The sequence below is a fragment of the Enterobacter sp. Acro-832 genome, from assembly GCF_011752745.1.
GTDB lineage: Bacteria > Pseudomonadota > Gammaproteobacteria > Enterobacterales > Enterobacteriaceae > Enterobacter > Enterobacter quasiroggenkampii.
In genome coordinates, this window is sequence record NZ_VWWX01000002.1 from 773,864 (window position 1) to 797,684 (window position 23,821).

Sequence of the window (23,821 nt, forward strand, 5' to 3'; positions counted from 1 at the left end):
CATGTTAAGCATTAAAGATTTACAGGTCAGCGTAGAAGATAAAGCCATCCTGCGTGGCCTCAATTTTGACGTTAAGCCGGGCGAAGTCCACGCCATCATGGGGCCGAACGGTTCCGGGAAAAGTACGCTTTCTGCGACGCTGGCCGGGCGCGAAGATTATGAGGTGACCCACGGCTCGGTCGAGTTTAACGGCAAAGATCTGCTGGAGATGTCGCCGGAAGATCGTGCGGGAGAGGGCATTTTTATGGCTTTCCAGTACCCGGTCGAAATTCCTGGCGTCAGCAACCAGTTCTTCCTGCAGACGGCGCTGAATGCGGTGCGCAAATACCGTGGGCTGGAGGCGCTGGACCGCTTCGACTTCCAGGATCTGATGGAGGAGAAGATCAGGCTGCTGAAAATGCCGGAAGATCTGCTCACCCGCTCGGTGAACGTCGGTTTTTCCGGCGGCGAGAAAAAGCGTAACGACATTCTGCAGATGGCGGTACTCGAGCCCGAGCTGTGCATTCTGGATGAGACCGATTCCGGTCTGGATATCGACGCCCTGAAGATTGTCGCTGACGGCGTAAACGCCCTGCGCGACGGCAATCGCTCGTTTATTATCGTCACCCACTACCAGCGCATTCTGGACTACATCAAGCCGGATTACGTCCACGTGCTTTACCAGGGGCGCATTGTGAAATCCGGTGATTTTACGCTGGTTAAACAACTGGAGGAGCAGGGTTATGGCTGGCTTACCGAACAGCAGTAATGCGCTCCAGCAGTGGCACCGGCTGTTTGAAGCCCAGGGCGGCACGCGCTCGGCGCAGGCGCAGCAGCATCTGCAGCAGATGCTGCGTCTTGGCCTGCCGACGCGTAAGCATGAGAACTGGAAATATACCCCGCTCGATGGCCTGCTGAACGCCGAGTTTGTTACCCGTCTGGCGGATCTCACCCCAGCGCAGCGCGACGCGCTGGCCTTGCGTGTCGATGCCGTGCGCCTGGTGTTTGTCGATGGCCAGTTCCGTCCGGAACTGAGCGACACGGTCCAGGAGAGCGGCTTTGAGATTGAGATAAACGACGATCGCCAGCGCCTGAGCGCCCCGGTTCAGCCCGAGGTTTTCCTGCACCTGACCGAGAGCCTGGCCCGCAGCGTGACGCATATCGCCGTGAAGCGTAACCAGCGTCCGACAAAGCCGCTGTTGCTGATGCATATCACTCAGGGTCTGAACGGCGATGAAATCAATACCGCGCACTATCGTCACCATCTTGAGCTGGCGGAGGGCGCGGAGGCCACGGTCATCGAACATTACGTCAGCCTCAATGAGACGCGTCACTTTACCGGGTCGCGTCTGACGATGAACGTGGCGGCCAATGCCCAGCTACACCACATCAAACTGGCGTTTGAGAATGCGCAGAGCCACCATTTTGCCCATAACGACATTGTCCTGGGCCAGGATGCCGCCGCGTACAGCCACAGCTTCCTGCTCGGCGGGGCGGTGCTGCGCCACAACACCAGCACGCAGCTTAACGGGGAAAACACCACGCTGCGCATCAACAGCCTGGCGATGCCGGTTAAATCGGAAGTGTGTGACACGCGCACGTGGCTGGAGCACAACAAAGGCTACTGCAACAGCCGCCAGCTGCACAAAACCATCGTCAGTGATAAAGGGCGCGCGGTGTTTAACGGCCTGATTAACGTGGCGCAGCACGCCATTAAAACCGACGGGCAGATGACCAACAACAATCTGCTGTTAGGGCGACTGGCGGAGGTGGACACCAAACCGCAGCTGGAAATCTACGCGGACGATGTCAAATGCAGCCACGGTGCGACGGTAGGACGAATCGACGACGAGCAGATGTTCTACCTGCGATCCCGCGGCATCGACCAGCAGGCGGCGCAGAAAATGATTATCTACGCGTTTGCCGCCGAACTGACGGAAGCGCTGCACGATGGTCAGTTAAAACTGCAGGTGCTGGATCGAATCGGTCAGCGCCTGCCTGGAGGCGAAGCATGAGTTTTCCCGTCGAGAAAGTACGGGCAGATTTCCCGGTTCTGACCCGTGAAGTAAACGGTCTGCCGCTGGCCTACCTGGACAGCGCGGCCAGCGCGCAGAAGCCGAATCAGGTGGTGGATGCCGAAGCCGAGTTCTATCGCCACGGCTATGCTGCCGTGCATCGCGGTATTCATACCCTGAGCGCCGAGGCGACCCAGCGGATGGAAAACGTGCGCACGCAGCTTGCCGCCTTCCTTAACGCCCGCTCGCCGGAAGAACTGGTCTTTGTTCGCGGGACCACCGAAGGGATTAACCTCGTCGCTAACAGCTGGGGCAATGCTCAGGTTCACGCGGGCGATAACATCATCATCACCCAGATGGAACACCACGCCAATATCGTGCCGTGGCAGATGCTCTGCGAGCGCGTGGGCGCCCAGCTGCGGGTGATCCCGTTAAATGCGGACGGGACGCTTCAGCTTGAGCAGCTTGACGTCTTGCTGGATGAACGTACGCGGCTGGTGGCGGTTACCCAGGTCTCCAACGTGCTGGGGACAGAAAACCCGGTGGCAGAGATCGTCGAAAAGGCTCATCAGGCGGGCACAAAGGTCCTGATTGACGGTGCCCAGGCGGTGATGCACCACGCGGTTGACGTCCAGTCGCTGGACTGTGATTTCTACGTCTTTTCAGGCCACAAGCTCTATGGGCCGACCGGGATCGGCGTGCTGTATGTGAAAGAAGACATCCTGCAGGCGATGCCGCCGTGGGAAGGGGGCGGGTCGATGATCGCCACCGTCAGCCTGACGGAAGGCACGACCTACGCGCGCGCGCCGTGGCGTTTTGAGGCGGGCACGCCCAACACCGGGGGGATTATCGGGCTGGGGGCGGCGGTCTCTTACGTCTCTGCCATCGGCCTGGACGCCATTCAGGAGTACGAACAGCTGCTGATGCACTACGCGCTGGCGGAACTTGCCAGCGTGCCGGATTTGACCCTCTACGGGCCTGCCGATCGGCAAGGGGTGATTGCGTTTAATCTCGGGAAACACCATGCCTATGACGTGGGCAGTTTTCTCGATAACTACGGCGTTGCGGTCCGTACCGGGCACCACTGCGCCATGCCGCTGATGGCGTTTTACCAGGTACCGGCAATGTGCCGCGCATCGCTGGTGATGTACAACACGACGGAAGAGGTCGACAGGCTGGTAGCGGGGCTTAAGCGCATTCACCAGCTGCTGGGCTAACGGAGAGGCGAAAGATGGCAGAGCTGCCGGACAAAGATAAATTACTGCGCAACTTCTCGCGTTGCGCAAACTGGGAAGAGAAGTATCTCTATATCATTGAACTGGGACAACGCTTACCACCGCTCGGTGAAGAGGCGCACAGCGCAGAGAACACTATTCAGGGCTGTCAGAGCCAGGTGTGGATCGTGATGGCGCAGTCTGATGACGGCACGATCGAATTGCGCGGCGACAGCGATGCCGCCATTGTAAAAGGGCTTATTGCCGTCGTCTTTAGCCTTTACCAGCAGATGTCGGCGCAGGATATTGTGGCGTTTGATGTCCGTCCGTGGTTTGAAAAAATGGCCTTAACCCAACACCTCACCCCGTCCCGTTCTCAGGGACTGGAAGCGATGATTCGCGCCATCCGCGCCAAAGCTGCAATCCTTAGCTAGACTTACAGAACTGCATTCATTCTGTTTCGCGAGGTGGTTCCCGCCTCGCTGGTTTTTCAGCTTTCTGGCGTTCTGTCAGTGAATAAGGAATCTCAGCATGAAGCGCGCGTCTCTCATTACTCTATTACTCCTCAGTTCGCTCGGTGCCCTTAATTCGGCCCGTGCGATGGACTATCCGTTGCCGCCCGCAGGCAGTCGTCTGATTGGGCAAAATCAAACCTACACGATACAGGAAGGGGATAATAAGCTGCAGACCATTGCCCGTCGGTTTAATACGGCGGCGCAGGTGATCCTGGAAACCAACAATACCATTGCGCCGGTAAACCCTGCGCCGGGAACGGTGATAACCATTCCGTCGCAAATGCTGTTGCCGGATACGCCCCGCGAGGGAATAGTGGTAAATCTCGCTGAGCTTCGGCTCTACTACTTCCCGCCGGGGCAAAACATTGTTCAGGTTTTCCCCCTGGGCATTGGTCAGCTGGGGCTGGAAACACCGGTGACGACCACGCGGGTAAGTCAGAAAATCCCTAATCCGACCTGGACACCCACGCCTGGCATCAGAGCACGCTCACTGGAGCAGGGCATTAAACTGCCTCCGGTTGTTCCTGCCGGGCCAAATAACCCCCTGGGACGCTTCGCGCTGCGTTTAGGCGTGGGGAATGGGGAATATCTTATCCACGGTACCAGCGCGCCAGACAGCGTCGGCCTGCGGGTCAGCTCTGGCTGTATGCGGATGAACGCCCCGGACATTAAGGCCCTGTTCGAACAGGTGCGGGTGGGCACGCGGGTGCAGATTATTAATGAACCCGTGAAGTTTTCCATTGAGCCGGATGGTAAACGCTATATTGAGGTCCACCGTCCGCTGGCGCAGGTAGAAGGGGAAAATCCACAGGTCTCGCCCATTACCCATTCCGCCGAGTTTGCGACCTTTGTTTCCCAGGCGGGAAGCGATAAGGCGCTAATTGATAAAGCCCTGTCACGTCGCGCCGGGATCCCGGTTATCGTGTCGGCCGGTAGCGGCCCGTCAGCCAGCAATAGCGTGTTGTCGGTGCAAAACAGCCGGGTATCTGCTGCGGTAGCGGAAGATGAAGGGGAGAAGGTGACGCAGTAGCCGTTTGACGCAGGCAAAAAAAATGGCGCACAATGTGCGCCATTTTATTAACAGGTACTATTACTTACGGTATTTAGTAGCCTGGTTGTCCAGACGCTGGTTAGCGCGAGCTGCGTCGTCTTTAGCAGCCTGAACGTCGGAACGGATTGCGTTCACGTCGTTGCTCAGCTGGTCAACTTTAGCGTTCAGAGTCTGAACGTCAGAAGACAGCTGATCGATTTTAGCGTTGCTGGAGCAACCAGCCAGCAGAGTAGAACCCAGGATTACCGCGCCCAGTACCAGTTTAGTACGATTCATTATTAATACCCTCTAGATTGAGTTAATCTCCATGTAGCGTTACAAGTATTACACAAAGTTTTTTGGGTTGAGAATATTTTTTTGATGGGAATACACCTATTTTTGATCGTTCGCTCAAAGAAGCATCGAATCAGCCGGTTTCGGGTAAAAATCTAAGGAAAAAAAGGCATTTATCATCGGATTCATCTTAGATAATTCGCAATTAAATAGAAAAACCCGATTTGCATTTTGAATGACTTTGGCTAATGCCAGGAATAAAAAAAGCGCCCGACGGGCGCTTTTTATCCAAATTAATTCGTTCGGGAATTATTACAGCACGTGAACAGATGCGGTATTGGTGGTGCCGCTTGGTACCAGCGCGCCAGAAACCATGACCACAACGTCACCTTTCTGTGCCAGACCGCTTTCCAGAGCCAGTGCTTTACCCTGAATGTAGAAATCGTCAGTAGAGGCGATCTCTTTAACCAGATGCGCAACGACGCCTTTGCTCAGCACCAACTGACGAGCGGTGGTTTCGTTGGTGGTCAGGGCCAGGATGGTCGCATCCGGGAAGTATTTACGCACGGCGCGCGCAGATTTACCGCCCTGAGTGGCAACCACGATCAGTGGGGCTTCCAGTTTCTCAGCGGTTTCTACTGCACCGCGGCATACTGCTTCGGTGATACGCAGCTTGCGGCTGTCGTTATTGAAGTCCAGACGGCTGGTCATCACGCGGTCAGTACGTTCACAGATGGTCGCCATGATGCCGACCGCTTCCAGCGGATATTTACCTTTCGCGGATTCGCCGGACAGCATAACCGCATCAGTACCGTCGAGGATGGCGTTTGCCACGTCGCCAGCTTCAGCGCGGGTTGGGCGTGGGTTTTTGATCATGGAGTCCAGCATCTGCGTTGCGGTGATAACCACTTTACGCGCGCGCACACACTTCTCGATCATCATCTTCTGCGCGAAGATTACTTCTTCAACCGGGATTTCAACGCCCAGGTCGCCACGTGCAACCATGATGCCGTCAGACGCTTCGAGGATTTCGTCGAAGTTGTTCAGGCCTTCCTGGTTTTCGATTTTGGAGATGATCTGGATCTTCTCGCCGCCGTGCGCTTTCAGGTGCTCACGGATTTCAACCACGTCGGAACGCTTACGGATGAAGGAGGCCGCGACGAAGTCAACGCCTTGCTCGCAGCCGAAGATCAGGTCCTGTTTGTCTTTTTCAGCCAGGGCTGGCAGCGCGATGGAGACGCCCGGCAGGTTAACGCCTTTGTTTTCGCCCAGGTCGCCGTTGTTCAGCACTTTACAGATAACTTTGTTGCCTTCGATAGCGGTGACTTCCATACCGATCAGGCCATCGTCTACCAGCACGGTGTTACCGACGGACAGATCGCTGGTGAAGCCTTCGTAGGTCACTGCAACGATTTCGCTGTTGCCGACGACGGATTTGTCGGTGGTGAAGGTGAAGGTCTGGCCCGCTTTCAGAGAGACGTCGTTACCGCCTTCCAGTTTGATGGTACGGATTTCTGGACCTTTGGTATCCAGCAGGATGGCCGCTTTTTTACCGGTCTTGCTCATCACGTTGCGCAAGTTCTGGATGCGCTGGCCGTGCTCTGCGTAGTCACCGTGGGAGAAGTTCAGACGCATCACGTTCATGCCGGCGTCCAGCATTTTGCTCAGCATCTCTTCAGATTCGGTTTTCGGGCCGATAGTACAAACAATTTTCGTCTTTTTCATGACAGTCTTAGTCTTTAAGTTGGGAAGGATATGGAAATCTCGCTCCGGGGGCGCACCGCCGCGGAGTCAAACCTGTGTTGCAAAAGAGTATATGACACGCACTAAGGATAGGAGACATCAAATGAGCGTGCAGAAGAAAGTGTGCCTGAGTGACAGCCCAACGAAGGAGAGGAGAAGTTGTACGTTGTTTTTTGTATTCCAAGCGCTGAAACCATTCACCAGGGATTTGGCGCGCATTATACGCTGATTTTAAGATAAAAGGAAAATGGAAACGGTGTTTCAGAAATAATCAATGCTGTTTCACATAATATTGTTATCAAGGCGTTAAGCCATGATGACAACTTATGGCGGCAGGTGAGTAACCTGCCGCCGTTTGCTTATTTTTGCAGCGCCTGGCTGAGGTCCGCAATCAGGTCTTTAGGATCTTCAATTCCCACCGACAGGCGGATCAGCTGCGGCACAATGCCGTTTGCCAGCCGTTGTTCCAGCGGAATCGAGGCGTGCGTCATACTGTAAGGCTGGCTTACCAGACTCTCCACGCCGCCCAGACTTTCCGCAAGGGTGAACAACTTCAGGTTGCGAATCACCTCGGTGGCGCGTTGCGCATCGCCTTTTACCACGACGGAAATCATGCCACCGGGCAGCGCCATCTGCGTGCGGGCAAGCTGGTATTGCGGATGTGATTCCAGGCCAGGATAGAATACCTTTTCGACCAGAGGATGCTGATCGAGCCATTGCGCAATCGCCAGCGCGTTGGTGCTGTGCTTTTCGACCCTCAGCGCAAGCGTGCGAATACCGCGCAGCGTCAGGAAGCTGCTGAACGGATCCAGAACGCCGCCCACCGCGTTTTGCAGATAGCCCAGCTTGTCCGCCAGTTCCTTGTTGTCCCCGACAATCGCCAGCCCGGCCACCACGTCAGAGTGGCCGTTAAGGTATTTGGTGGCAGAGTGCACCACGATATCGAAACCAGACTCCAGCGGACGGTGGATCACCGGCGACGCGAAGGTGTTATCCGCCACGCTGATGACGTTATGCCGACGGGCAATGGCCGCGATGGCCGCCAGATCGGCCAGCTTCAGCAGCGGGTTGGTCGGCGTCTCGACCCACACCATACGCGTCTGTGGGCGAATGGCGGCCTCGAGCCCGGCCAGGTCATCCGGTTTAACCCAACTGACCTGCAGCCCGGTGCTGCGCTTGCGCACATTTTCGATTAGGCGGTACGTCCCACCGTAAACGTCATCAATGGCGACAATATGGCTGTCTTTATCCAGCAGTTCGAGCACCGTGGAGATGGCCGCCAGACCGGAGGCAAAAGCGTAGCCGCGCGTGCCGCCTTCCAGTTCGGCAATCGCCGTTTCCAGCGCATGGCGGGTAGGGTTGCCGCTGCGGGAGTACTCATAACCGGTATGCTCCCCGGGCGCGGGTTGCGCAAACGTCGAGGTGGCGTAAATCGGCGGCATGACGGCACCGTGCTGGTCGTTGAATTCGCCGCTGTGTACGCTGAGGGTGGCCAGATTTTTCATCATTGATTCCTTTATTGCTGTAGACGGTTGCGCCAGGCGGTCAGAACGTCGCTGCGCGTAATCAGACCGAGAAAACGGTCGTTGTCATTAATGACGGCCACCAGGCCGCGGTCGAAGATGGCGTTCAGGGCGCTTTCCGGCGCGTGTTTATCAAGGAATTCGACCTGACGCGTCATGGCTGCCGTCACCGGCAGCGCGAAGCGATCGCCGTCGCCGCCGATATGCCGCAGGAGATCCCACTCGTCGATAATGCCCACCACCTTGCCGTTCTCCAGCACCGGCAGCTGGGAGATGTCATACAGACGCATGCGCGCCAGGACGGTGGAGAGCGTGTCGTCCGGGGCGGCGGTGACGGTCGCACCTTCGTCGTGGCGCAAGGCGATGTAGTCGGAGAGATCGCCGGCCTGAGGACGCGTGATGAGCCCCTGCTGTCGCATCCAGTCGTCGTTGAACATCTTCGAGAGATATTTATTGCCGCTGTCGCAGGCGAAGGTCACCACCCGCTTCGGCGTGGCTTGTGCCTGGCAATACTTCAGCGCGGCCGCCAGCAGCGTACCGCTGGAGGAGCCCGCCAGAATGCCCTCCGTTTTCAGCAGCTCGCGCGCGGTGGTGAAGGCCTCGCGGTCGGTGATGCGCCAGGCGCGATTGACGCCTTCAATGTGGGCCAGCGGAGGAATAAAGTCTTCGCCAATTCCCTCAACCAGCCAGGAGCCCGCGTCGTGGTAGCGTCCGGTTTCCACCTGGTCGGCGAGAACGGATCCAGCCGGGTCAGCCAGGACAAACTCCGTGTGCGGAGAGTGCTCGGCGAACCACGCCTGCAGGCCGCCCAGCGTGCCGCCTGAGCCGACGCCCACCACGATGGCGTCGATTTTGCCGTCAAGCTGCTCATACAGTTCCGGCGCCGTGGTGGTGCGGTGCGCCAGCGGGTTGGCTTCGTTGTTGAACTGGTCGATGTAAAACGCGCCAGGCAGTTCGTTCGCCAGACGCTGGGCGTAATCCTGGTAATAGGCAGGATGGCCCTTGTTGACGTCGGAGCGGGTCAGCACCACCTGGGCACCCAGCGCGCGCAGGTGGAAAATCTTCTCGCGGCTCATTTTGTCCGGCACCACCAGGATCAGCGAGTAGCCTTTCTGGGCGGCGATCAGGGCCAGGCCGAGACCGGTATTGCCCGCCGTGGCCTCAATAATCGTGCCGCCTGGCTGCAGCTGGCCGGTACGTTCCGCTTCGTTAATCATCGACAGCGCAACGCGATCCTTAATCGACCCGCCCGGATTTTGGTTTTCCAGCTTCAGGAACAGCGAGCAGGGACCGGTATCAAGCTTATGCAGCTGGATCAGCGGGGTACGACCAATCAGTTCGGTGACGGAGTGATAAATCGTCATGATGTTTTCCTTTCTGGATGTCATGACGGGATGATAGGGCGGTGAAATTTTCTCAATAAAGAACCATTCACTGCCGTTTAGAACAGAAAGGAATATAAATGCCATTTCTGGATGGAAGGACAGCAAGACGTAAAGTTGTCTGGATGTGAGGATGGCTATATCGGGATAAAATGCTGCAAAAATGACCGTTTTTTGCGCCCGTCCGCCAGCAGATATGCATCCGGCAGATAATCATTGCTGAAATTGGTCTAAATGCTTCCCACCCGGTAAATCCGCTGTTTATCGCCGAAAGTTATAACACATTCTTTTTTGTTCATTCAAAAGCTGATAACGCCTGTTTACTATCGTTTGGACATCCATACTGCTAAACCGCCACGGGCGGCACGGATAACGAATAAGAATGATTGTACTGAGCAATATTTCGAAGGTTTTTGATAACGGAAAGGTGGCACTCACAGCCGTTGATAATGTCAATTTGACGATAGCACAGGGACAGATATACGGGATCATTGGTTACAGCGGCGCAGGTAAAAGTACGCTTATCCGACTGCTGAATGGTCTGGAAAAACCGAGCAGCGGCAGCGTAACCATCAACGGGCAGAACATTTCAGCCGCAAAAGGTGAAGCGCTGCGCCAGGCGCGTCTGAAGATCAGCATGGTGTTTCAGCACTTCAATCTGCTGTGGTCGCGCACGGTCAGCGAGAATATTGCGTTCTCGATGCAAATTGCTGGCGTACCAAAAGCCGAAATAAAGGCCCGCGTGGCCGAGCTTATTGAACTCGTTGGCCTGAAAGGTCGCGAGCATGCTTATCCGTCACAGCTGAGCGGTGGGCAAAAGCAGCGCGTGGGCATTGCGCGTGCGCTGGCTAATCGCCCGGATGTGCTGCTCTGCGATGAAGCCACCTCCGCGCTTGACCCGCAGACCACCGATCAGATCCTCGATCTGCTGCTGGATATTAACCGTCGGTTCAAGCTGACCATCGTGCTGATCACGCACGAGATGCATGTGGTGCGCAAAATCTGCGACCGCGTGGCGGTGATGGAGAACGGTAAAGTGGTGGAAGAGGGAGACGTGCTGAGCGTCTTTACCCATCCGCAGCAGCCGATTACGCAGCAGTTTGTTCGTCAGGTGAGCCAGTACGCTGAAGAAGAAACCTTCAATACCGAACTGGCAAACGATCTGGAAGGTACGGTCATCAGGCTGACCTTTACCGGGCACAGCACGCACAAACCGATTGTGGGCGAACTGACGCTGCGCTACGGCCTGCCGTTTAACATCCTGCACGGAAAAATGACCCAAACCGCTCACGGCGTGTTTGGTCAACTCTGGGTGCACGTCGTGGCATCTGATGAACAACTGAACAATATCCTCGCCGACCTGCAGCACAGCGATATTGAAGGCGAGGTGATTAAACATGGCTGAGAATCTCTTTCCGCATCTCAAGTGGGATCAGCTCTGGGCGGCGACGCTGGAGACGCTGTACATGACCGCGCTTTCCGGCGTGGCGACCTTTGTATTAGGCATCGTGCTGGGTCTGGCGCTGTTTTTAACCGCGCGCGGCGGATTGTTCCACAACCGCACGGTGTATAGCGTCATTTCGATTGTGGTGAACGTGTTCCGCTCGATTCCGTTCATCATTTTGATTGTGCTGCTGATCCCGTTCACCAAGACCGTTGTCGGCACCATTCTTGGCGCCAACGCGGCGCTGCCGGCCCTGATTGTGGGGGCCGCACCGTTCTACGCACGCCTGGTGGAGATCGCCCTGCGTGAAGTGGATAAAGGCGTGATTGAAGCGACGCGCTCGATGGGCGCACGACTGAGCACGCTCGTGTTTCGGGTTTTACTGCCGGAATCATCACCTGCACTGGTATCGGGTATTACGGTAACGCTGATTGCGCTGGTGAGCTACAGCGCAATGGCGGGGGTGATTGGCGCTGGTGGTTTGGGAAATCTGGCTTATCTGGAAGGATTCCAGCGCAACCATGGTGACGTCACGCTGGTGGCAACGGTGACCATTCTGATCATCGTTTTCATTATCCAGTTCTGCGGCGATGTCATTACTTCACTGTTAGATAAACGCTAATAAATACACACAGGAACCACATCATGAAAAAGACACTGACACTGATCGCCGCTGCAACCCTGAGCGCCCTGAGCTTCGCCTCCTGGGCCGACACCCTGACCGTGGGGGCATCCAACACGCCGCATGCGGAAATTCTGGAGCAGGCAAAGCCGATTCTGGCGAAGCAGGGTATCGACCTGGAGATTAAACCGTTCCAGGACTACATTCTGCCGAACACCGCGCTGGCGGGCCATGACATCGATGCGAACTATTTCCAGCACATTCCTTACCTGAACAGCGTGCTGAAAGATCATGCGGGCGATAAGGACTACGATTTTGTCAGTGCGGGCGCGATCCACATTGAGCCAATCGGCATCTACTCCAAAAAATACAAGTCGCTGAAAGACCTGCCGGAAGGTGGCAAGATCATCATGCGTGACGCGGTTTCTGAAGAGGGTCGTATTCTTTCCATCTTCGAGAAAGAGGGCGTGATCAAGCTGAAGCCGGGCATCGATAAAGTGACCGCGCGCATCAGCGACATCGTCGAGAACCCGAAAAAGCTGAAGTTCACGCCTAACGTTGAAGCGTCTCTGCTGCCGCAGATGTACAACAACAACGAAGGCGATGCGGTGGTGATTAACGCCAACTACGCGATTGACGCCGGTCTGGATCCGGTTCACGACCCGATTGCGGTTGAGAGCGGTGAAAACAACCCGTATGCCAACATCATCACCGTGCATCGCGGTGACGAGAAGAAGAAAGACATCGTTGCGCTGGTGAACGTGCTGCACTCGAAAGAGATTCAGGACTGGATCCGCACCAAGTACAAAGGCGCGGTCATTCCAGTTAACAACTAATTAGCTGATTTTACAGATGAAGCCCGGCGAGTTCCTCGCCGGGCTTCTTTTTTGTATCCGGCAGGAGAATCATTTAAGCTCAACGTTTAACAGGCAATGGAGTGATGACGATGGGTAACGTGACCAAAGATGAAGCGCTGTATCAGGAGATGTGCCGGGTGGTCGGGAAGGTCGTGCTTGAGATGCGTGATTTAGGGCAGGAGCCAAAGCATATTGTCATTGCCGGGGTACTGCGTACCGCGCTGGCGAACCAGCGCGTGAAACGCAGTGCATTGACAACCGAGGCAATGGAAACGGTGGTTAAAGCGCTGGCCGGGTAAGGCGCCAGCGTTTCGCAAGCTGCTCGAGCGAGCAGCAGAGCAGGTAATAGACCACGCCCGTAAAGATAAAAATGGCCGCCGGGTAGATTTGCACCCGGTTGTTGACCTGTCCCGCCACCGTGGTCAGCTCCGGGACGTTCACGATAAACGCCAGCGACGTATCCTTCAGCAGGCTGATAAAAATCCCCACCAGCGACGGCAGAATATTCCTCAGCGCCTGCGGCAGCAGCACGCGCCACAGGGTTTGCTGCGTGCTGAATCCCTGTGACAGCGCGGCTTCGAACTGCCCGGTCGGCAGCGCGCTCAGCCCGGCCAGCACCGAGTGCATCACGGTGGCCGCTGTAAACCAGGCCAGCGCCAGCGTGACGGTCAGCGCCCCGGGCAGATCGCCCCCGGTCATGAGCGGCAGGAGATACCACATCCAGAAAATCACGAAGATGAGCGGGATCCCGCGAATCAGCTCTGCCCATAAAAAGAGGACTTTTCGCACGAGCCCGGTAAAGCGCCAGGCCAGGCACGCGAGCAGTATCCCTCCGGGCAGAGCGATAACCGCAGCGCCTGCTGCCATCATTAACGAAAGCAGTACGCCTCCCGGTTCACCGGCTGCCGCGCGTCCCCACAGCAGATAATCGAGGTTATCGGTGATGACATTAAGTCCGGCAATCATGTTTTTCACTCCCTGTGGTGGCGACGATCGGGCGTTTACGTTTCGCCTGCGGCCCAAGGCGGACCAGCACCATTCCCATGACCAGACCAGTGAGCAGATAGAGTGCAGTACCGAGGGTAAATGCCTCCAGCGCGTGTGCGTTAAAGCTTTCGATCTGCCTGACCTGGTAGGTGAGCTCGGCGAAGCCAATCCCGCTGGCGAGCGAGGAGAGCTTCATCAGGTTGAGATACTGGCCCACAACGGGCTGCCAGGCGTTAGCCAGCCCCTGCGGCAGCAGGATGTAGCGAAATACGCGCCATGCCGAGAATCCCTGGGCCAGCGCCGCCTCCCGTTGCCCGATTGGCACAGAACGCAACCCGGCTTCCACTTCTTCGATTAAAAACGCCGAGGTAAAAACGCCCAGCCCCCAGGCAGAGCATAAAAATTCGGGCGTAAACCACCAGACGTCGCCGGGCAGAATGGACCAGCTGTAATCGGCGTTGACCACGTCGCGAAACGCCTGCGGCAGCCCGTTCCAGGCGGCAAAATACCAGAACAGCAGCTGCACCAGCAGCGGCGTATTGCGAAACAGCGATACCCAGCCGCTGACGATCGCTTTCCCGACGCGTCCACCGGACAGGCGCAGGAGCATAAAGAGCAGTGCGAGCAGGCTGGCCAGCGCGATCCCCGCCAGCGTTACCCACAAGGTGGTGAGAAATCCGGAAAGTATCCACTGCAGAGGCTGTCCGGTCAGTACCCCCTGCCAGTCGAGCGCGGGCATTACAGATGCTCCTGATGCAGCGGGTCCAGCACCTTTTGCAGGAAACGCTGCGCGCGCGGATGCGCTGGCTGGTTGAAAAACTGCGCTGGCGGCGCGGTTTCCAGAATTTGCCCGCCGTCGATAAAGACAATCCGGTCGGCGATTTCCCGGGCAAATTGCATCTCATGGGTCACTACGATCATCGTGATCCCGCTGTGGGCGAGGGCTTTCATCACGAACAGCACTTCACCAATCATCTCCGGATCCAGCGCGGAGGTGGGTTCATCGAAAAGAATGATTTGCGGTGAAGAGGCGAGGGCGCGGGCTATCGCCACGCGCTGCTGCTGTCCGCCGGATAGCTCTGCCGGGAAATGGTGGGCCTTTTCCAGCATCCCGACTTTCTCCAGCAGGGCCAGCGCGCGCGCCTGGGCTGGCTGTGGCTTCCAGCCGTGAACGTGCTCCAGTGCCAGGGTAATGTTCTGGCTGGCGGTGAGATGGGCATAAAGGTTGAACTGCTGGAATACAAACCCCACGCGGCTTCGCAGCTGGCGCAGCCCGCTACCGGAGAGCTTTCCGGTAGGCTTGTTGTCGACCAGGATCTCTCCGCCGCTCAGGGGTTCAAGCTGGTTGATAAGACGAATCAGGGTGGATTTACCGGAACCCGACGGGCCGAGGATAGCAACCACTTCACCGGGCGTGATGGTGAGGTTAATGTCGTTCAAAACCTGATGGTCACCGTAGCGTTTGTCCACATGACGAAACTCGACGCTGGCCTGTTCCAGATGTGAAAAATCCGCGGCACCGGCCGCGGAGTGTGAAAATAAACCTGAGAGCATAATTACCTGGCTTCTATTTTAAAGCCGCGAGGCTGTGGAGCAGGGGTGCCAGGACCAAACCAGACATCATAGATTTTTGCCGCCTGACCGGTCTTCTCGAGATTCACCAGCTCGTCGTTGACGGCTTTCAGCAGTGCCGTTTCACCTTTCTTCACCCCCACGCCGATCTCTTCTTTGCTGAGCAGATCGGGCAGGATTTTGAAGTTGGCTTTGTCCGGCGCCTGCGCCAGCAGACCGGCCAGAATGGTGCTGTCCTGAGTGATGGCCTGTACGTTGCCGTTGCGTAGTGCGGTCAGCGCCAGGGGAATGTCGTCATATGAGAGGACGCGGGACTGCGGGAAACGCTGGTGCAGCGCCTGCTCGCCTGTTGTGCCTTTGACTGCGCCAATGCGCGCCCGGCTATAGTCATCGAGCTTGTCCGGTGATTTCGCCGGAACCAGGAACTGCTGGCCAGTGACGAAGTAAGGCGTCGAGAAATCAATGACCTGTGCGCGTTCCGGGGTGATAGTAATATCCGCCACGATCAGGTCGGCTTTGCCGGACTGCAGCAGCGGAATGCGGTTGGCCGGATTGGTGGCAACCAGTTCAAGCTTCACGCCGAGCGATTTTGCCAGCGCTTTGGCGAAGTCAACGTCGTAACCCACGATCTCATGCGTTTTGGCATCAATCGAGCCAAACGGCGGGTTGGCATCAAACGTGGCCACTTTCACCACCCCTGCTGCCTTGATATCCGCCAGCTGATCGGCCTGCGCCTGCGCTGAAAACAGGCCCCAGGCTGCCACTAATCCCAGAACCAGCGTCCGTTTTTTAAACCCTTTCATTTTTGCTGCCATAGTCATTCGCCATCCCGTTGTTTTTGTTTTACCCCGTTACGCTCCCATAAGGGAAAGCTATCGCCAAATAAGAAATCGTTCTTTGCTATGAGCAAAAAAGCATTAGTGAACAAGGTGTTAATGAAGAGTGAAAAGGGCGAGGGTGCTATTTGCAGATCCTGCACATCGACAGTGGATTTTGGTATTTCCCCTGCACGGGATTGGGGTGCTTAACTGAAGGCAGATACGGCGAGAGAGGGTAAGACGATGAAAAAATGGATCAGCACGTTACGGCGGTTTTTTGCGGCCCGGCCAGCGAATGCGGAGAACAGCGCGCAACGTGTTCTTGAGTCGATACTGCCTGTCGCCAGCCTGTATGGCGTAGACGTTGCCAACATTGACCCGGAGTGGTTCCATGATAAAACGCCACGCTGAACTGCGCCGCACGCGTGAAACGTACTGGAACGAAGTGTGCGTGACGTTTAACGAGTGAAATAAAAAAGCACCGGTTTCCCGGTGCTTTTTTATTAGATCTTGCAGGCGTCGCCGCAGTCGTCGTCGGCGACAATCGCCTGCGCTTTTTTATCCGCGTCGTCCAGACGTTCCGCATTACGCTCTTCTGCTTCATCCAGACCGTTAAACACTAAGTTATCGAGATCAATTTCCATGTTGCACCTGCTCTGTTCAGTTTTCGATACTGGCACAGTATAGGGCAAAAAAAGCCAGCAATGTACCTCGCAGCACATAAGGATAATCCCTGCCATACTCAGTGCTTTATCGCTGAGGAGAGCACATGATTACACTCTGTAAAACCTGTGGAACCGCCTACGAGACGCAGCCGGACAGATGCCCAATTTGTGAGGATGAACGCCAGTATGTGCCCATCACGGGACAGGCGTGGACCGATCTCGATACCGTCAACGCGACGCACAGCAACAAATGGCAGCAGCTGGAGCCGCGATTGTTCGGTATCAAAACCGTTCCGGCGTTTGCTATCAACCAGCGGGCACTGCTTCTGCAAACGCCGCACGGCAATATCCTCTGGGACTGCATCGCCAACATTGACCCGGCAACCAAAACGCTTATTAACGCCCTTGGCGGCATCAGCGCGATTGCGATTTCACATCCGCACTATTACACCACGATGCAGGAGTGGGCTGCGGCGTTTGACGCGCCGGTGTACCTGCACGCCAGCGACAGAGAGTGGGTGATGCGCGACAGTCCGGCCATTCATTTCTGGGAAGGCGATGCGCTGGAGATTTTCCCGTCGGTTACCCTGCTGCGTCTGGGCGGGCATTTTGCCGGGGGAACGGTGCTGCACTGGCAGGAGGGGGACGGGGTGCTGCTGGTGGGCGATATTCTGCAGGTCACGCCGGGTAAAGACGCCGTCTCGTTTATGTGGAGCTACCCGAACTATCTTCCGCTGCCGGCCCGCACCGTGGCGTCCGTCGTGAGTCATCTGGAAGGCAGAACGTTTGAACGTCTGTACGGCGCGTTCGAAGGGCAGAACATCCTCGCTAACGCGGACGAAATTGTGCAGCGGTCGGGCCAGAAATATATTGCTTGTCTGAAGTAAACCACGATGGGTAAACTTTACGAGTGTGATCTCGATCATACCTAAACTAAAACAGATAAAAGAGACATTGCTATGCAACATATCATTGAAGGTTTTCTCAGCTTTCAAAAAGAGATTTTCCCGCAACGTAAAGAACTCTTCCGCAGTTTAGCGTCCAGCCAGAATCCCAAAGCGCTGTTCATCTCATGCTCCGACAGCCGTCTGGTCCCGGAACTGGTCACCCAGCAAGAGCCAGGACAACTCTTTGTCATTCGTAATGCTGGCAACATTGTGCCGCCGTTCGGACCGGAGCCTGGCGGTGTGTCCGCTACCATCGAATACGCCGTCGTGGCGCTGGGCGTCACGGATATCGTGATTTGCGGTCACTCCAACTGCGGCGCGATGAAGGCGATTGCCGATAACGCGAACCTGGAGCCGATGCCTGCTGTATCGCACTGGCTGCGCTATTCCGATGCGGCGAAAGCGGTGGTGGAAAAGAAAAGCTGGGATAAGCCGATCGATAAGGTCAATGCGATGGTGCAGGAAAACGTGTTTGCGCAGCTGAGCAACATCAAGACCCATCCATCCGTCGCGGTGGGCCTGCGTAATAACTCCATCCGACTGCACGGCTGGGTGTACGACATTGAAAGCGGCGAAATCCTCGCGCTGGATAAAGCGACGAAAAGCTTCGTCTCGCTGTCGGAAAACCCGGAAGTCTTCTTCGAGTAACCCGCAACAGCAGGGCACGGATGCCCTGTCAGTATTCAAAATAGGGTAATCTCCGCCGCACGCGTGACGCGGGTTTTTCCGCCGCTTTCGCCATCGCCTCTGCAATCTCTGCACACTCCACCAGCCCCTGAACGAAGGGACGATCGTGCATCAGCCACGGTATCGCACCGAAGGCGATGCGCCCGCGAACGGTGTCAGGCGCTTTTAAGGTGTAATCCTCGCCGATATCGGGTATCTCATCGCCGGTCGCTTCCAGCTGTTTTCGCAGCGTCGGGAAGGGCAGATCTTTCGTTTTGAGCGGCTTTTGTCCGCGCGCGTCAATAAATACGTCGAAACGATATACGGTCTCTTGTGTGGTTATTACCGTTCGATCGCTGCCAACGTCGAGCGTGTAGTCGTCACCTAGTGCGGCCACGCTGATGATGCCGGCTTCGCGAAGTGCGAGCAGCCTGCGGATAGACTGCGGAGGAATGGCGGCATAGTTGTCGATAAATACCCGAGCCAGCCCCTGCTTAAAGCGTTTTCTGTCCTGCTCGCTGAGATGGGGAACGATCTCCTGAACGACCTCATGCAGCCGCAGCACGGTGTAGCGCCACGCCACGGTACGGCGTTCCCGTTTGTTGCGTTCAACCTCGTTGAGATTCTCTTCCGCCCAGGTAAAGGGGCCGTGGCGTTGACGATCCTCAAACCAGGCCTCACGAACAGTGTCCGCATTTAGCGTATGCAGAGACATCTTCTCGCACCACGCCGGATCGGCAAGCTGAAGCTCTTTGACCATCAGGGCAAAAATGCGGTCAAGCAGGCCATCCGGTCCTTTGGCGATCTCGCTTTCCACCACGAATTCGGTCAATACCGACAGCGGCTCGTAAGGAATAGGGCAGTAAAAATCGGCTTCCGGCAGAATGCCCGTCCGGGACATCAGTGTAATGTGTAACCCTTCGCTGCTTTTGTCGAGGATGAATTTACCGTCACGAAACGCACCGTGCTGCATCACCACCGCCATAGCGGCGTCCAGACCGCTCAAGGAGGTGCCCATAATGCCCACGCGGCAAGGGGGAATGCGGGCGTCCATCAGACCGGACCACGGGCTTGGGAAGAACGTGCGCGTGGCTTCATCCTCCTCTGGCCAGACGTGGCCGGTGGCAATAACCGCCAGGTCGAATTGATCCGGTAAGGTGCGGTCGTTGACCGAAATCGTCACGCCGGTTGTCGAAGGGATGATGTCGGTGACCTTCGCGGATTCATGGACTTTAACCTCGAACCCCAGCTTTTTCGCCTCTTTTACGATTGAACGAAAACTGTCGCGAAAGTACTCTCCCAACAGAAGCCTGGGCAGGAACTGTCGGTCATGCAGGCTGGCTTTATCCACCTTAAAGCGTGCCAGATGGGCGTCGCTCTGTTCCTTAAGCCAGTCGAGGTAGGTCATAAAAATGGGCGGGATTTCAATGCTCGCAATGTTCGCCAGCATCAGTCGGGAATTATCGTCGTCGTTATAGGGCATGCCCACGCCGGCTTCATCAGCCTGTTCGAAAACGGAAACAGAGAGCGGCGTGCTGTTTTGAAGCAGGTGATAAAAGGTGTAAATCCCTGTGGGGCCGGAGCCGATAATCGCGATCTTCTTCATCGACACGTTTCCTGTGTTTTTTTCCATAGGAAAAGCGTAGCAGGAGAATAATGATGAAAATAAAGGATTAAGAAAATTCAGGCTATCAGAGGAGAATTTGCACCATTTCAGGACTGAAATGGTGCGTCCGAGTGGACTCGAACCACCGACCCCCACCATGTCAAGGTGGTGCTCTAACCAACTGAGCTACGGACGCAGAATGGTGCGTTCAATTGGACTCGAACCAACGACCCCCACCATGTCAAGGTGGTGCTCTAACCAACTGAGCTATGAACGCAACGTGTTGTCGGTGACAACGGGGACGAATATTAGCGGCACAGCACCGAGGTGGCAAGAGGGAAAATGCAATTTTCTCTCTGATTTCACGCGATTGCTGTATTACCGCGCAAAGTGAAGAGAAAATAGCCGCCGGGTGGCGGCTACTGCGTATTTAACGTGCAGCGCGTTGCAAAATGATCGTGGATGGCTGGCGCTGCAGGAAGCGCATGCGCATCATCATCATAATCGCCGCCGACGTCAGGCCGATGATAAAGCCCATCCAGAACCCCGCCGGTCCCATGCGGTCCACCACCAGGTCGGTCAGGGCCAGAATATACCCACACGGCAGACCCAGCACCCAGTAGGCGATGAAGGTGATAAAGAAAATGGAGCGCGTGTCTTTATAGCCGCGCAGCACGCCGCTGCCAATCACCTGAATAGAGTCCGAAATCTGGTAAATCGCGGCCAGCAGCATCAGGTGCGATGCCAGCGCGACGACTTCCGGATTGTCGTTATAGAGCAGGGCAATTTGCTCGCGCAGCGCGACGGTAAAAAGCGCCGTGCAAATGGCCATGCAGACGCCGACGCCCAGCCCGGTGCGCGCGGCGGTTTGCGCGTCGAGCGTCGAGCCTTGCCCCAGGCGGAAGCCCACGCGGATCGTCACTGCCGCGGCCAGCGACATCGGCAGGACAAACATCAGGGAGCTGAAGTTGAGCGCAATCTGGTGCCCGGCGACGTCCACAATGCCCAGCGGGGAGACCAGCAGGGCGACCACGGCAAACAGGGTCACCTCAAAGAACAGCGCAAGGGCAATCGGCAACCCTAGCTGCACCAGACGCGTCATGATGCTCCAGTCCGGCGTGCTGAATCTGTTCTCGTTACGAATATCGCGCATGGAGCGGGCGCGCTTCACGAAGGTAAGCATCGAGAAGAACATGACCCAGTAAACGGCTGCCGTTGCCACGCCGCAGCCGACGCCACCCAGCTCCGGCATCCCGAAATGACCGTAAATAAAGACATAGTTAACCGGGATGTTGACCAGCAGCCCGATAAAACCCATCACCATGCCGGGCTTGGTTTTCGCCAGGCCTTCACACTGGTTACGCGCCACCTGGAAAAAGAGGTAGCCCGGTGCGCCCCAGAGCAGCGCGCGCAGATAGCCCACGGCTTTGTCCGCCAGCGCCGGGTCAATATTATGCATAGCGCGAATGATATGGCCCGCGTTCCAGAGCACCACCATGATCAGCACGGAGACAAACCCTGCCAGCCAGAAACCCTGGCGAACCTGATGGGCGATGCGTTCGCGACGGCCCGAGCCATTGAGCTGAGCGATAACAGGCGTGAGCGCGAGCAGCAGACCGTGACCGAACAGGATGGCCGGAAGCCAGATTGACGTGCCGATAGCCACGGCCGCCATGTCGGTGGCGCTGTAGCCACCTGCCATTACCGTATCCACAAATCCCATTGCGGTCTGGGCCACTTGCGCGACGATCACTGGTATAGCCAGTGCCAATAACTGGCGCGCTTCATTCATGTACTTCTGCACGTGAACACCTTTATTTTGTAGTTATTTGAGAGACTAAAAAAGCCGCCGAAACGGGCAGCAAGAAGAAAATGCAGGGGGGTGCCAGCTATTGTAGCGGGCTTTAGCTATTTATCTAGTGAAAAAATCGCCAGAAAATGCGCTCCGCTGGCAACCTGTTTTTCCAACTGTTATTGTGGAGGGATTAAACGGTGTCATCACCGTTCGGAAAAAACAGGAGTTGTAAGCATGTTTACTGGTATTGTGCAGGGCACTGCCAAAGTGGTGTCCATTGATGAAAAACCTAATTTCCGTACTCATGTTGTTGAGCTGCCGGAATATATGCTTGAGGGCATCGAAACCGGCGCCTCGATTGCCCATAACGGCTGCTGCCTGACCGTGACCGAAATTAACGGCAACCAGATCAGCTTTGATTTAATGAAAGAGACGCTGCGGATTACTAACCTGGGCGAGCTGGTGGTAGGCGATACCGTCAACGTTGAGCGCGCGGCGAAGTTCAGCGATGAGATTGGCGGTCACCTGATGTCGGGGCATATCATGACCACTGCCGAAGTGGCGAAAATCGTGACCTCGGAAAATAACCGTCAAATCTGGTTTAAAATGCAGGACCCGTCATTAATGAAATACATCCTCTATAAAGGATTTATTGGCATTGACGGGATTAGCCTGACCGTGGGAGAAGTGACGCCAACGCGTTTTTGCGTGCATTTAATTCCTGAAACGCTGCAGCGCACCACGCTGGGCGCCAAAAAACTGGGGCATCGCGTGAATATCGAAATCGATCCGCAAACCCAGGCGGTGGTGGATACGGTTGAACGCGTGCTGGCAGCTAAAGAAGCCGCAATAATAAAGACCGTAGAAGAAGAATAAAAAATAACCCCGGCTATCCGGGGTTATTTTTTTAGCGTGCGACACGCAGTCCGTGTTCAATCCCCCGGCTGAATACCACCTGCCAGAGCTGAATATCCCGTGCGCGAAACGCCCCCGCGCAGGCATTCAGATAATAGCTAAACATCCGTTTGAATCGTTCTGAATAGTTGTCCGCAATCTCGGGCCAGGCTTTCTGGAAACGTTCATGCCACGCCATTAAGGTGGTGTCGTAGTCCGCGCCAAAGTTATGCCAGTCCTCCATCACGAAATGGGATTCACTGGCGTTGGCGATCTGGCGAACGGACGGTAAACAGCCATTCGGAAAGATGTATTTATTGATCCACGGGTCAACGTTATTGTCGGTCCGCTTAGAGCCGATGGTGTGCAGCAGGAAGAGCCCGTCCGGTTTCAGATTACGATCCACCACCTCAAAGTAGGTATCGTAGTTTTTTGGCCCCACGTGCTCGAACATTCCGACGGAAACGATCCGGTCGAACTGCTCGTTCAGGTCACGGTAGTCCTGCAGCCGGATATCCACATCGAGACCCTGGCAGCGCTCCCGCGCCATTTTTTGCTGTTCCGCTGAGATCGTCACGCCGACCACGCTGACGCCATAGTGCTTCGCCATAAAATACGCCAGCCCGCCCCAGCCGCAGCCGATATCCAGCACGCGCATGCCGGGCTGTAGCTGCAGCTTTTCACTGATCAGACGCAGCTTGGCCTGCTGTGCTTCCTCAAGCGTCGACGCGTCTTTCCAGTAGGCGCAGGAGTATTGCATGAAAGGGTCCAGCATGCGGCTGAACAGGTCATTGCCGAGATCGTAATGCTCTTTGCCGACGATCCATGCGCGTTTTTTACTTTGCAAGTTAAACAGTCGGGCAGAGGCGACACGCAGGGTGTCTTTCAGATTGCGGGGGAGTTGATTTTCCAGACCGGCACGTAACACGCTGGCAAAAAAGATATCCAGCCGTTCACATTCCCACCAGCCATCCATATAACTTTCTCCCAGGCCTAGCGACCCTTCCCGCAACACGCGTTTAAAAAAGTCGGGATGTTTAACCTGGGGATCGGATGGCGAAGATCCGTTGATAGTGATGCCTGCTCGACCTAACAGTTCACTGACGATCCGGGACCAGTTGTCGTCCGGAACGCTGACTTCTTCTATACACGATGAACTCATAGCTTCTCCATCACCCTGATGTGATCAGAACCTTCAAACAGCGTAGACGCTTTTTTTGGTTTGTGAGAAATCTCACGGTAAATACCGCGAG

General features: G+C 56.0%; 25 protein-coding genes and 2 tRNA genes. 13 read left to right on the forward strand and 14 right to left on the reverse strand.

Features of this window, described 5'->3' with window-relative positions; all coding sequences use genetic code 11:
• Position 1: 1 nt before the first annotated feature.
• The 5 genes from sufC (at position 2) to F3J31_RS10210 (ending at position 4,753) form a co-directional block, all read left to right on the forward strand.
• Positions 2-748, forward strand: coding sequence for a Fe-S cluster assembly ATPase SufC (sufC, locus tag F3J31_RS10190; protein ID WP_048027583.1), 747 nt, complete (start codon positions 2-4; stop codon positions 746-748).
• Positions 723-1,994 (forward strand): Fe-S cluster assembly protein SufD, encoded by a 1,272-nt coding sequence (sufD, locus tag F3J31_RS10195; RefSeq protein WP_167212890.1) that lies wholly within the window; start codon positions 723-725, stop codon positions 1,992-1,994. Before sufC ends, sufD begins: the two co-directional genes overlap by 26 nt.
• Positions 1,991-3,211 (forward strand): cysteine desulfurase SufS, encoded by a 1,221-nt coding sequence (sufS, locus tag F3J31_RS10200; RefSeq protein WP_167212893.1) that lies wholly within the window; start codon positions 1,991-1,993, stop codon positions 3,209-3,211. Before sufD ends, sufS begins: the two co-directional genes overlap by 4 nt.
• Before the next feature lie 14 nt (positions 3,212-3,225).
• Positions 3,226-3,642, forward strand: coding sequence for a cysteine desulfuration protein SufE (sufE, locus tag F3J31_RS10205; protein WP_039023841.1), 417 nt, complete (start codon positions 3,226-3,228; stop codon positions 3,640-3,642).
• A 97-nt stretch (positions 3,643-3,739) separates the two neighbouring features.
• Entirely contained in the window at positions 3,740-4,753 is a 1,014-nt protein-coding gene (locus F3J31_RS10210; protein ID WP_167212896.1) for a L,D-transpeptidase family protein, read from the forward strand.
• 60 nt (positions 4,754-4,813) lie between these two features.
• Here the strand turns inward: F3J31_RS10210 and lpp are convergent, their stop codons facing one another.
• The 4 genes from lpp to F3J31_RS10230 all read right to left on the reverse strand — a co-directional run bounded on the left by lpp (position 4,814) and on the right by F3J31_RS10230 (position 9,677).
• Positions 4,814-5,050 (reverse strand): murein lipoprotein Lpp, encoded by a 237-nt coding sequence (lpp, locus tag F3J31_RS10215; RefSeq protein WP_010430241.1) that lies wholly within the window; start codon positions 5,048-5,050, stop codon positions 4,814-4,816.
• A 309-nt stretch (positions 5,051-5,359) separates the two neighbouring features.
• Positions 5,360-6,772: a pyruvate kinase PykF gene (gene pykF / locus F3J31_RS10220; RefSeq protein WP_045284943.1), complete on the reverse strand. Its 1,413-nt coding sequence runs from the start codon at positions 6,770-6,772 to the stop codon at positions 5,360-5,362.
• 377 nt (positions 6,773-7,149) lie between these two features.
• Complete coding sequence (locus tag F3J31_RS10225) at positions 7,150-8,295, reverse strand: PLP-dependent aspartate aminotransferase family protein (RefSeq protein ID WP_045910312.1); 1,146 nt, start codon at positions 8,293-8,295, stop codon at positions 7,150-7,152.
• An 11-nt stretch (positions 8,296-8,306) separates the two neighbouring features.
• Complete coding sequence (locus F3J31_RS10230) at positions 8,307-9,677, reverse strand: cystathionine beta-synthase (RefSeq protein ID WP_048222734.1); 1,371 nt, start codon at positions 9,675-9,677, stop codon at positions 8,307-8,309.
• Positions 9,678-10,077: 400 nt separating this feature from the next.
• Here F3J31_RS10230 and F3J31_RS10235 point away from each other — a divergent pair, with 400 nt between their 5' ends.
• The 4 genes from F3J31_RS10235 to fumD all read left to right on the forward strand — a co-directional run bounded on the left by F3J31_RS10235 (position 10,078) and on the right by fumD (position 12,917).
• On the forward strand, positions 10,078-11,100 hold the full coding sequence (locus tag F3J31_RS10235) for an ATP-binding cassette domain-containing protein (RefSeq protein WP_045910313.1): 1,023 nt from the start codon (positions 10,078-10,080) through the stop codon (positions 11,098-11,100).
• Positions 11,093-11,761, forward strand: coding sequence for a methionine ABC transporter permease (locus F3J31_RS10240; RefSeq protein ID WP_008500617.1), 669 nt, complete (start codon positions 11,093-11,095; stop codon positions 11,759-11,761). The genes F3J31_RS10235 and F3J31_RS10240 overlap by 8 nt, the downstream gene beginning before the upstream one ends.
• 23 nt (positions 11,762-11,784) lie before the next feature.
• Positions 11,785-12,597 carry a MetQ/NlpA family ABC transporter substrate-binding protein gene (locus F3J31_RS10245; RefSeq protein ID WP_008500616.1) on the forward strand — a complete coding sequence of 271 codons (813 nt, stop codon included), beginning with the start codon at positions 11,785-11,787 and terminating at the stop codon, positions 12,595-12,597.
• Between the two features lie 110 nt (positions 12,598-12,707).
• A complete protein-coding gene (gene fumD, locus F3J31_RS10250; RefSeq protein WP_023343959.1) occupies positions 12,708-12,917 on the forward strand; it encodes a fumarate hydratase FumD in 210 nt (69 codons plus the stop codon).
• Here the strand turns inward: fumD and F3J31_RS10255 are convergent.
• Genes F3J31_RS10255 through F3J31_RS10270 form a run of 4 tightly spaced genes read right to left on the reverse strand, consistent with a single transcriptional unit; the run spans position 12,898 to position 15,992 of the window.
• On the reverse strand, positions 12,898-13,584 hold the full coding sequence (locus F3J31_RS10255; RefSeq protein ID WP_048030750.1) for an amino acid ABC transporter permease: 687 nt from the start codon (positions 13,582-13,584) through the stop codon (positions 12,898-12,900). The two genes, fumD and F3J31_RS10255, sit on opposite strands and share 20 nt — an antisense overlap.
• Positions 13,568-14,344, reverse strand: coding sequence for an amino acid ABC transporter permease (locus tag F3J31_RS10260; protein WP_167212899.1), 777 nt, complete (start codon positions 14,342-14,344; stop codon positions 13,568-13,570). Before F3J31_RS10260 ends, F3J31_RS10255 begins: the two co-directional genes overlap by 17 nt.
• The gene (locus F3J31_RS10265) at positions 14,344-15,159 is read right to left on the reverse strand and encodes an amino acid ABC transporter ATP-binding protein (protein ID WP_167212902.1); all 816 of its coding nucleotides are present in this window, start codon (positions 15,157-15,159) and stop codon (positions 14,344-14,346) included. Before F3J31_RS10265 ends, F3J31_RS10260 begins: the two co-directional genes overlap by 1 nt.
• 2 nt (positions 15,160-15,161) lie before the next feature.
• Positions 15,162-15,992 carry an ABC transporter substrate-binding protein gene (locus F3J31_RS10270; protein ID WP_167213180.1) on the reverse strand — a complete coding sequence of 277 codons (831 nt, stop codon included), beginning with the start codon at positions 15,990-15,992 and terminating at the stop codon, positions 15,162-15,164.
• 246 nt (positions 15,993-16,238) lie between these two features.
• Between F3J31_RS10270 and F3J31_RS10275 the strand changes: the two genes are divergently transcribed.
• Positions 16,239-16,406: a hypothetical protein gene (locus F3J31_RS10275; RefSeq protein WP_032666818.1), complete on the forward strand. Its 168-nt coding sequence runs from the start codon at positions 16,239-16,241 to the stop codon at positions 16,404-16,406.
• A gap of 92 nt (positions 16,407-16,498) precedes the next feature.
• Here the strand turns inward: F3J31_RS10275 and F3J31_RS10280 are convergent, their stop codons facing one another.
• The gene (locus F3J31_RS10280) at positions 16,499-16,639 is read right to left on the reverse strand and encodes a hypothetical protein (protein ID WP_003857665.1); all 141 of its coding nucleotides are present in this window, start codon (positions 16,637-16,639) and stop codon (positions 16,499-16,501) included.
• A 125-nt stretch (positions 16,640-16,764) separates the two neighbouring features.
• Here F3J31_RS10280 and F3J31_RS10285 point away from each other — a divergent pair, with 125 nt between their 5' ends.
• Both F3J31_RS10285 and F3J31_RS10290 read left to right on the forward strand, forming a co-directional pair.
• A complete protein-coding gene (locus F3J31_RS10285) occupies positions 16,765-17,547 on the forward strand; it encodes an MBL fold metallo-hydrolase (RefSeq protein ID WP_167212905.1) in 783 nt (260 codons plus the stop codon).
• Positions 17,548-17,619: 72 nt separating this feature from the next.
• Entirely contained in the window at positions 17,620-18,255 is a 636-nt protein-coding gene (locus F3J31_RS10290) for a carbonic anhydrase (protein WP_047075163.1), read from the forward strand.
• Between the two features lie 28 nt (positions 18,256-18,283).
• On the opposite strand, the gene F3J31_RS10295 is transcribed toward F3J31_RS10290, so the two are convergent.
• The 4 genes from F3J31_RS10295 to mdtK form a co-directional block, all read right to left on the reverse strand.
• Positions 18,284-19,879 carry an FAD-NAD(P)-binding protein gene (locus tag F3J31_RS10295; RefSeq protein ID WP_167212908.1) on the reverse strand — a complete coding sequence of 532 codons (1,596 nt, stop codon included), beginning with the start codon at positions 19,877-19,879 and terminating at the stop codon, positions 18,284-18,286.
• Between the two features lie 119 nt (positions 19,880-19,998).
• A tRNA-Val gene (locus F3J31_RS10300) sits at positions 19,999-20,075 on the reverse strand.
• 4 nt (positions 20,076-20,079) lie between these two features.
• Positions 20,080-20,156: transfer RNA gene (locus tag F3J31_RS10305), tRNA-Val, on the reverse strand.
• 153 nt (positions 20,157-20,309) lie between these two features.
• Complete coding sequence (mdtK, locus tag F3J31_RS10310) at positions 20,310-21,683, reverse strand: MdtK family multidrug efflux MATE transporter (protein WP_048222752.1); 1,374 nt, start codon at positions 21,681-21,683, stop codon at positions 20,310-20,312.
• A 225-nt stretch (positions 21,684-21,908) separates the two neighbouring features.
• On the opposite strand from mdtK, the gene F3J31_RS10315 reads away from it, so the two are divergent.
• Positions 21,909-22,550 (forward strand): riboflavin synthase, encoded by a 642-nt coding sequence (locus tag F3J31_RS10315; protein ID WP_047348807.1) that lies wholly within the window; start codon positions 21,909-21,911, stop codon positions 22,548-22,550.
• Positions 22,551-22,581: 31 nt separating this feature from the next.
• Here the strand turns inward: F3J31_RS10315 and cfa are convergent, their stop codons facing one another.
• A complete protein-coding gene (gene cfa, locus F3J31_RS10320; RefSeq protein ID WP_008500601.1) occupies positions 22,582-23,730 on the reverse strand; it encodes a cyclopropane fatty acyl phospholipid synthase in 1,149 nt (382 codons plus the stop codon).
• Positions 23,731-23,821 lie beyond the last annotated feature (91 nt).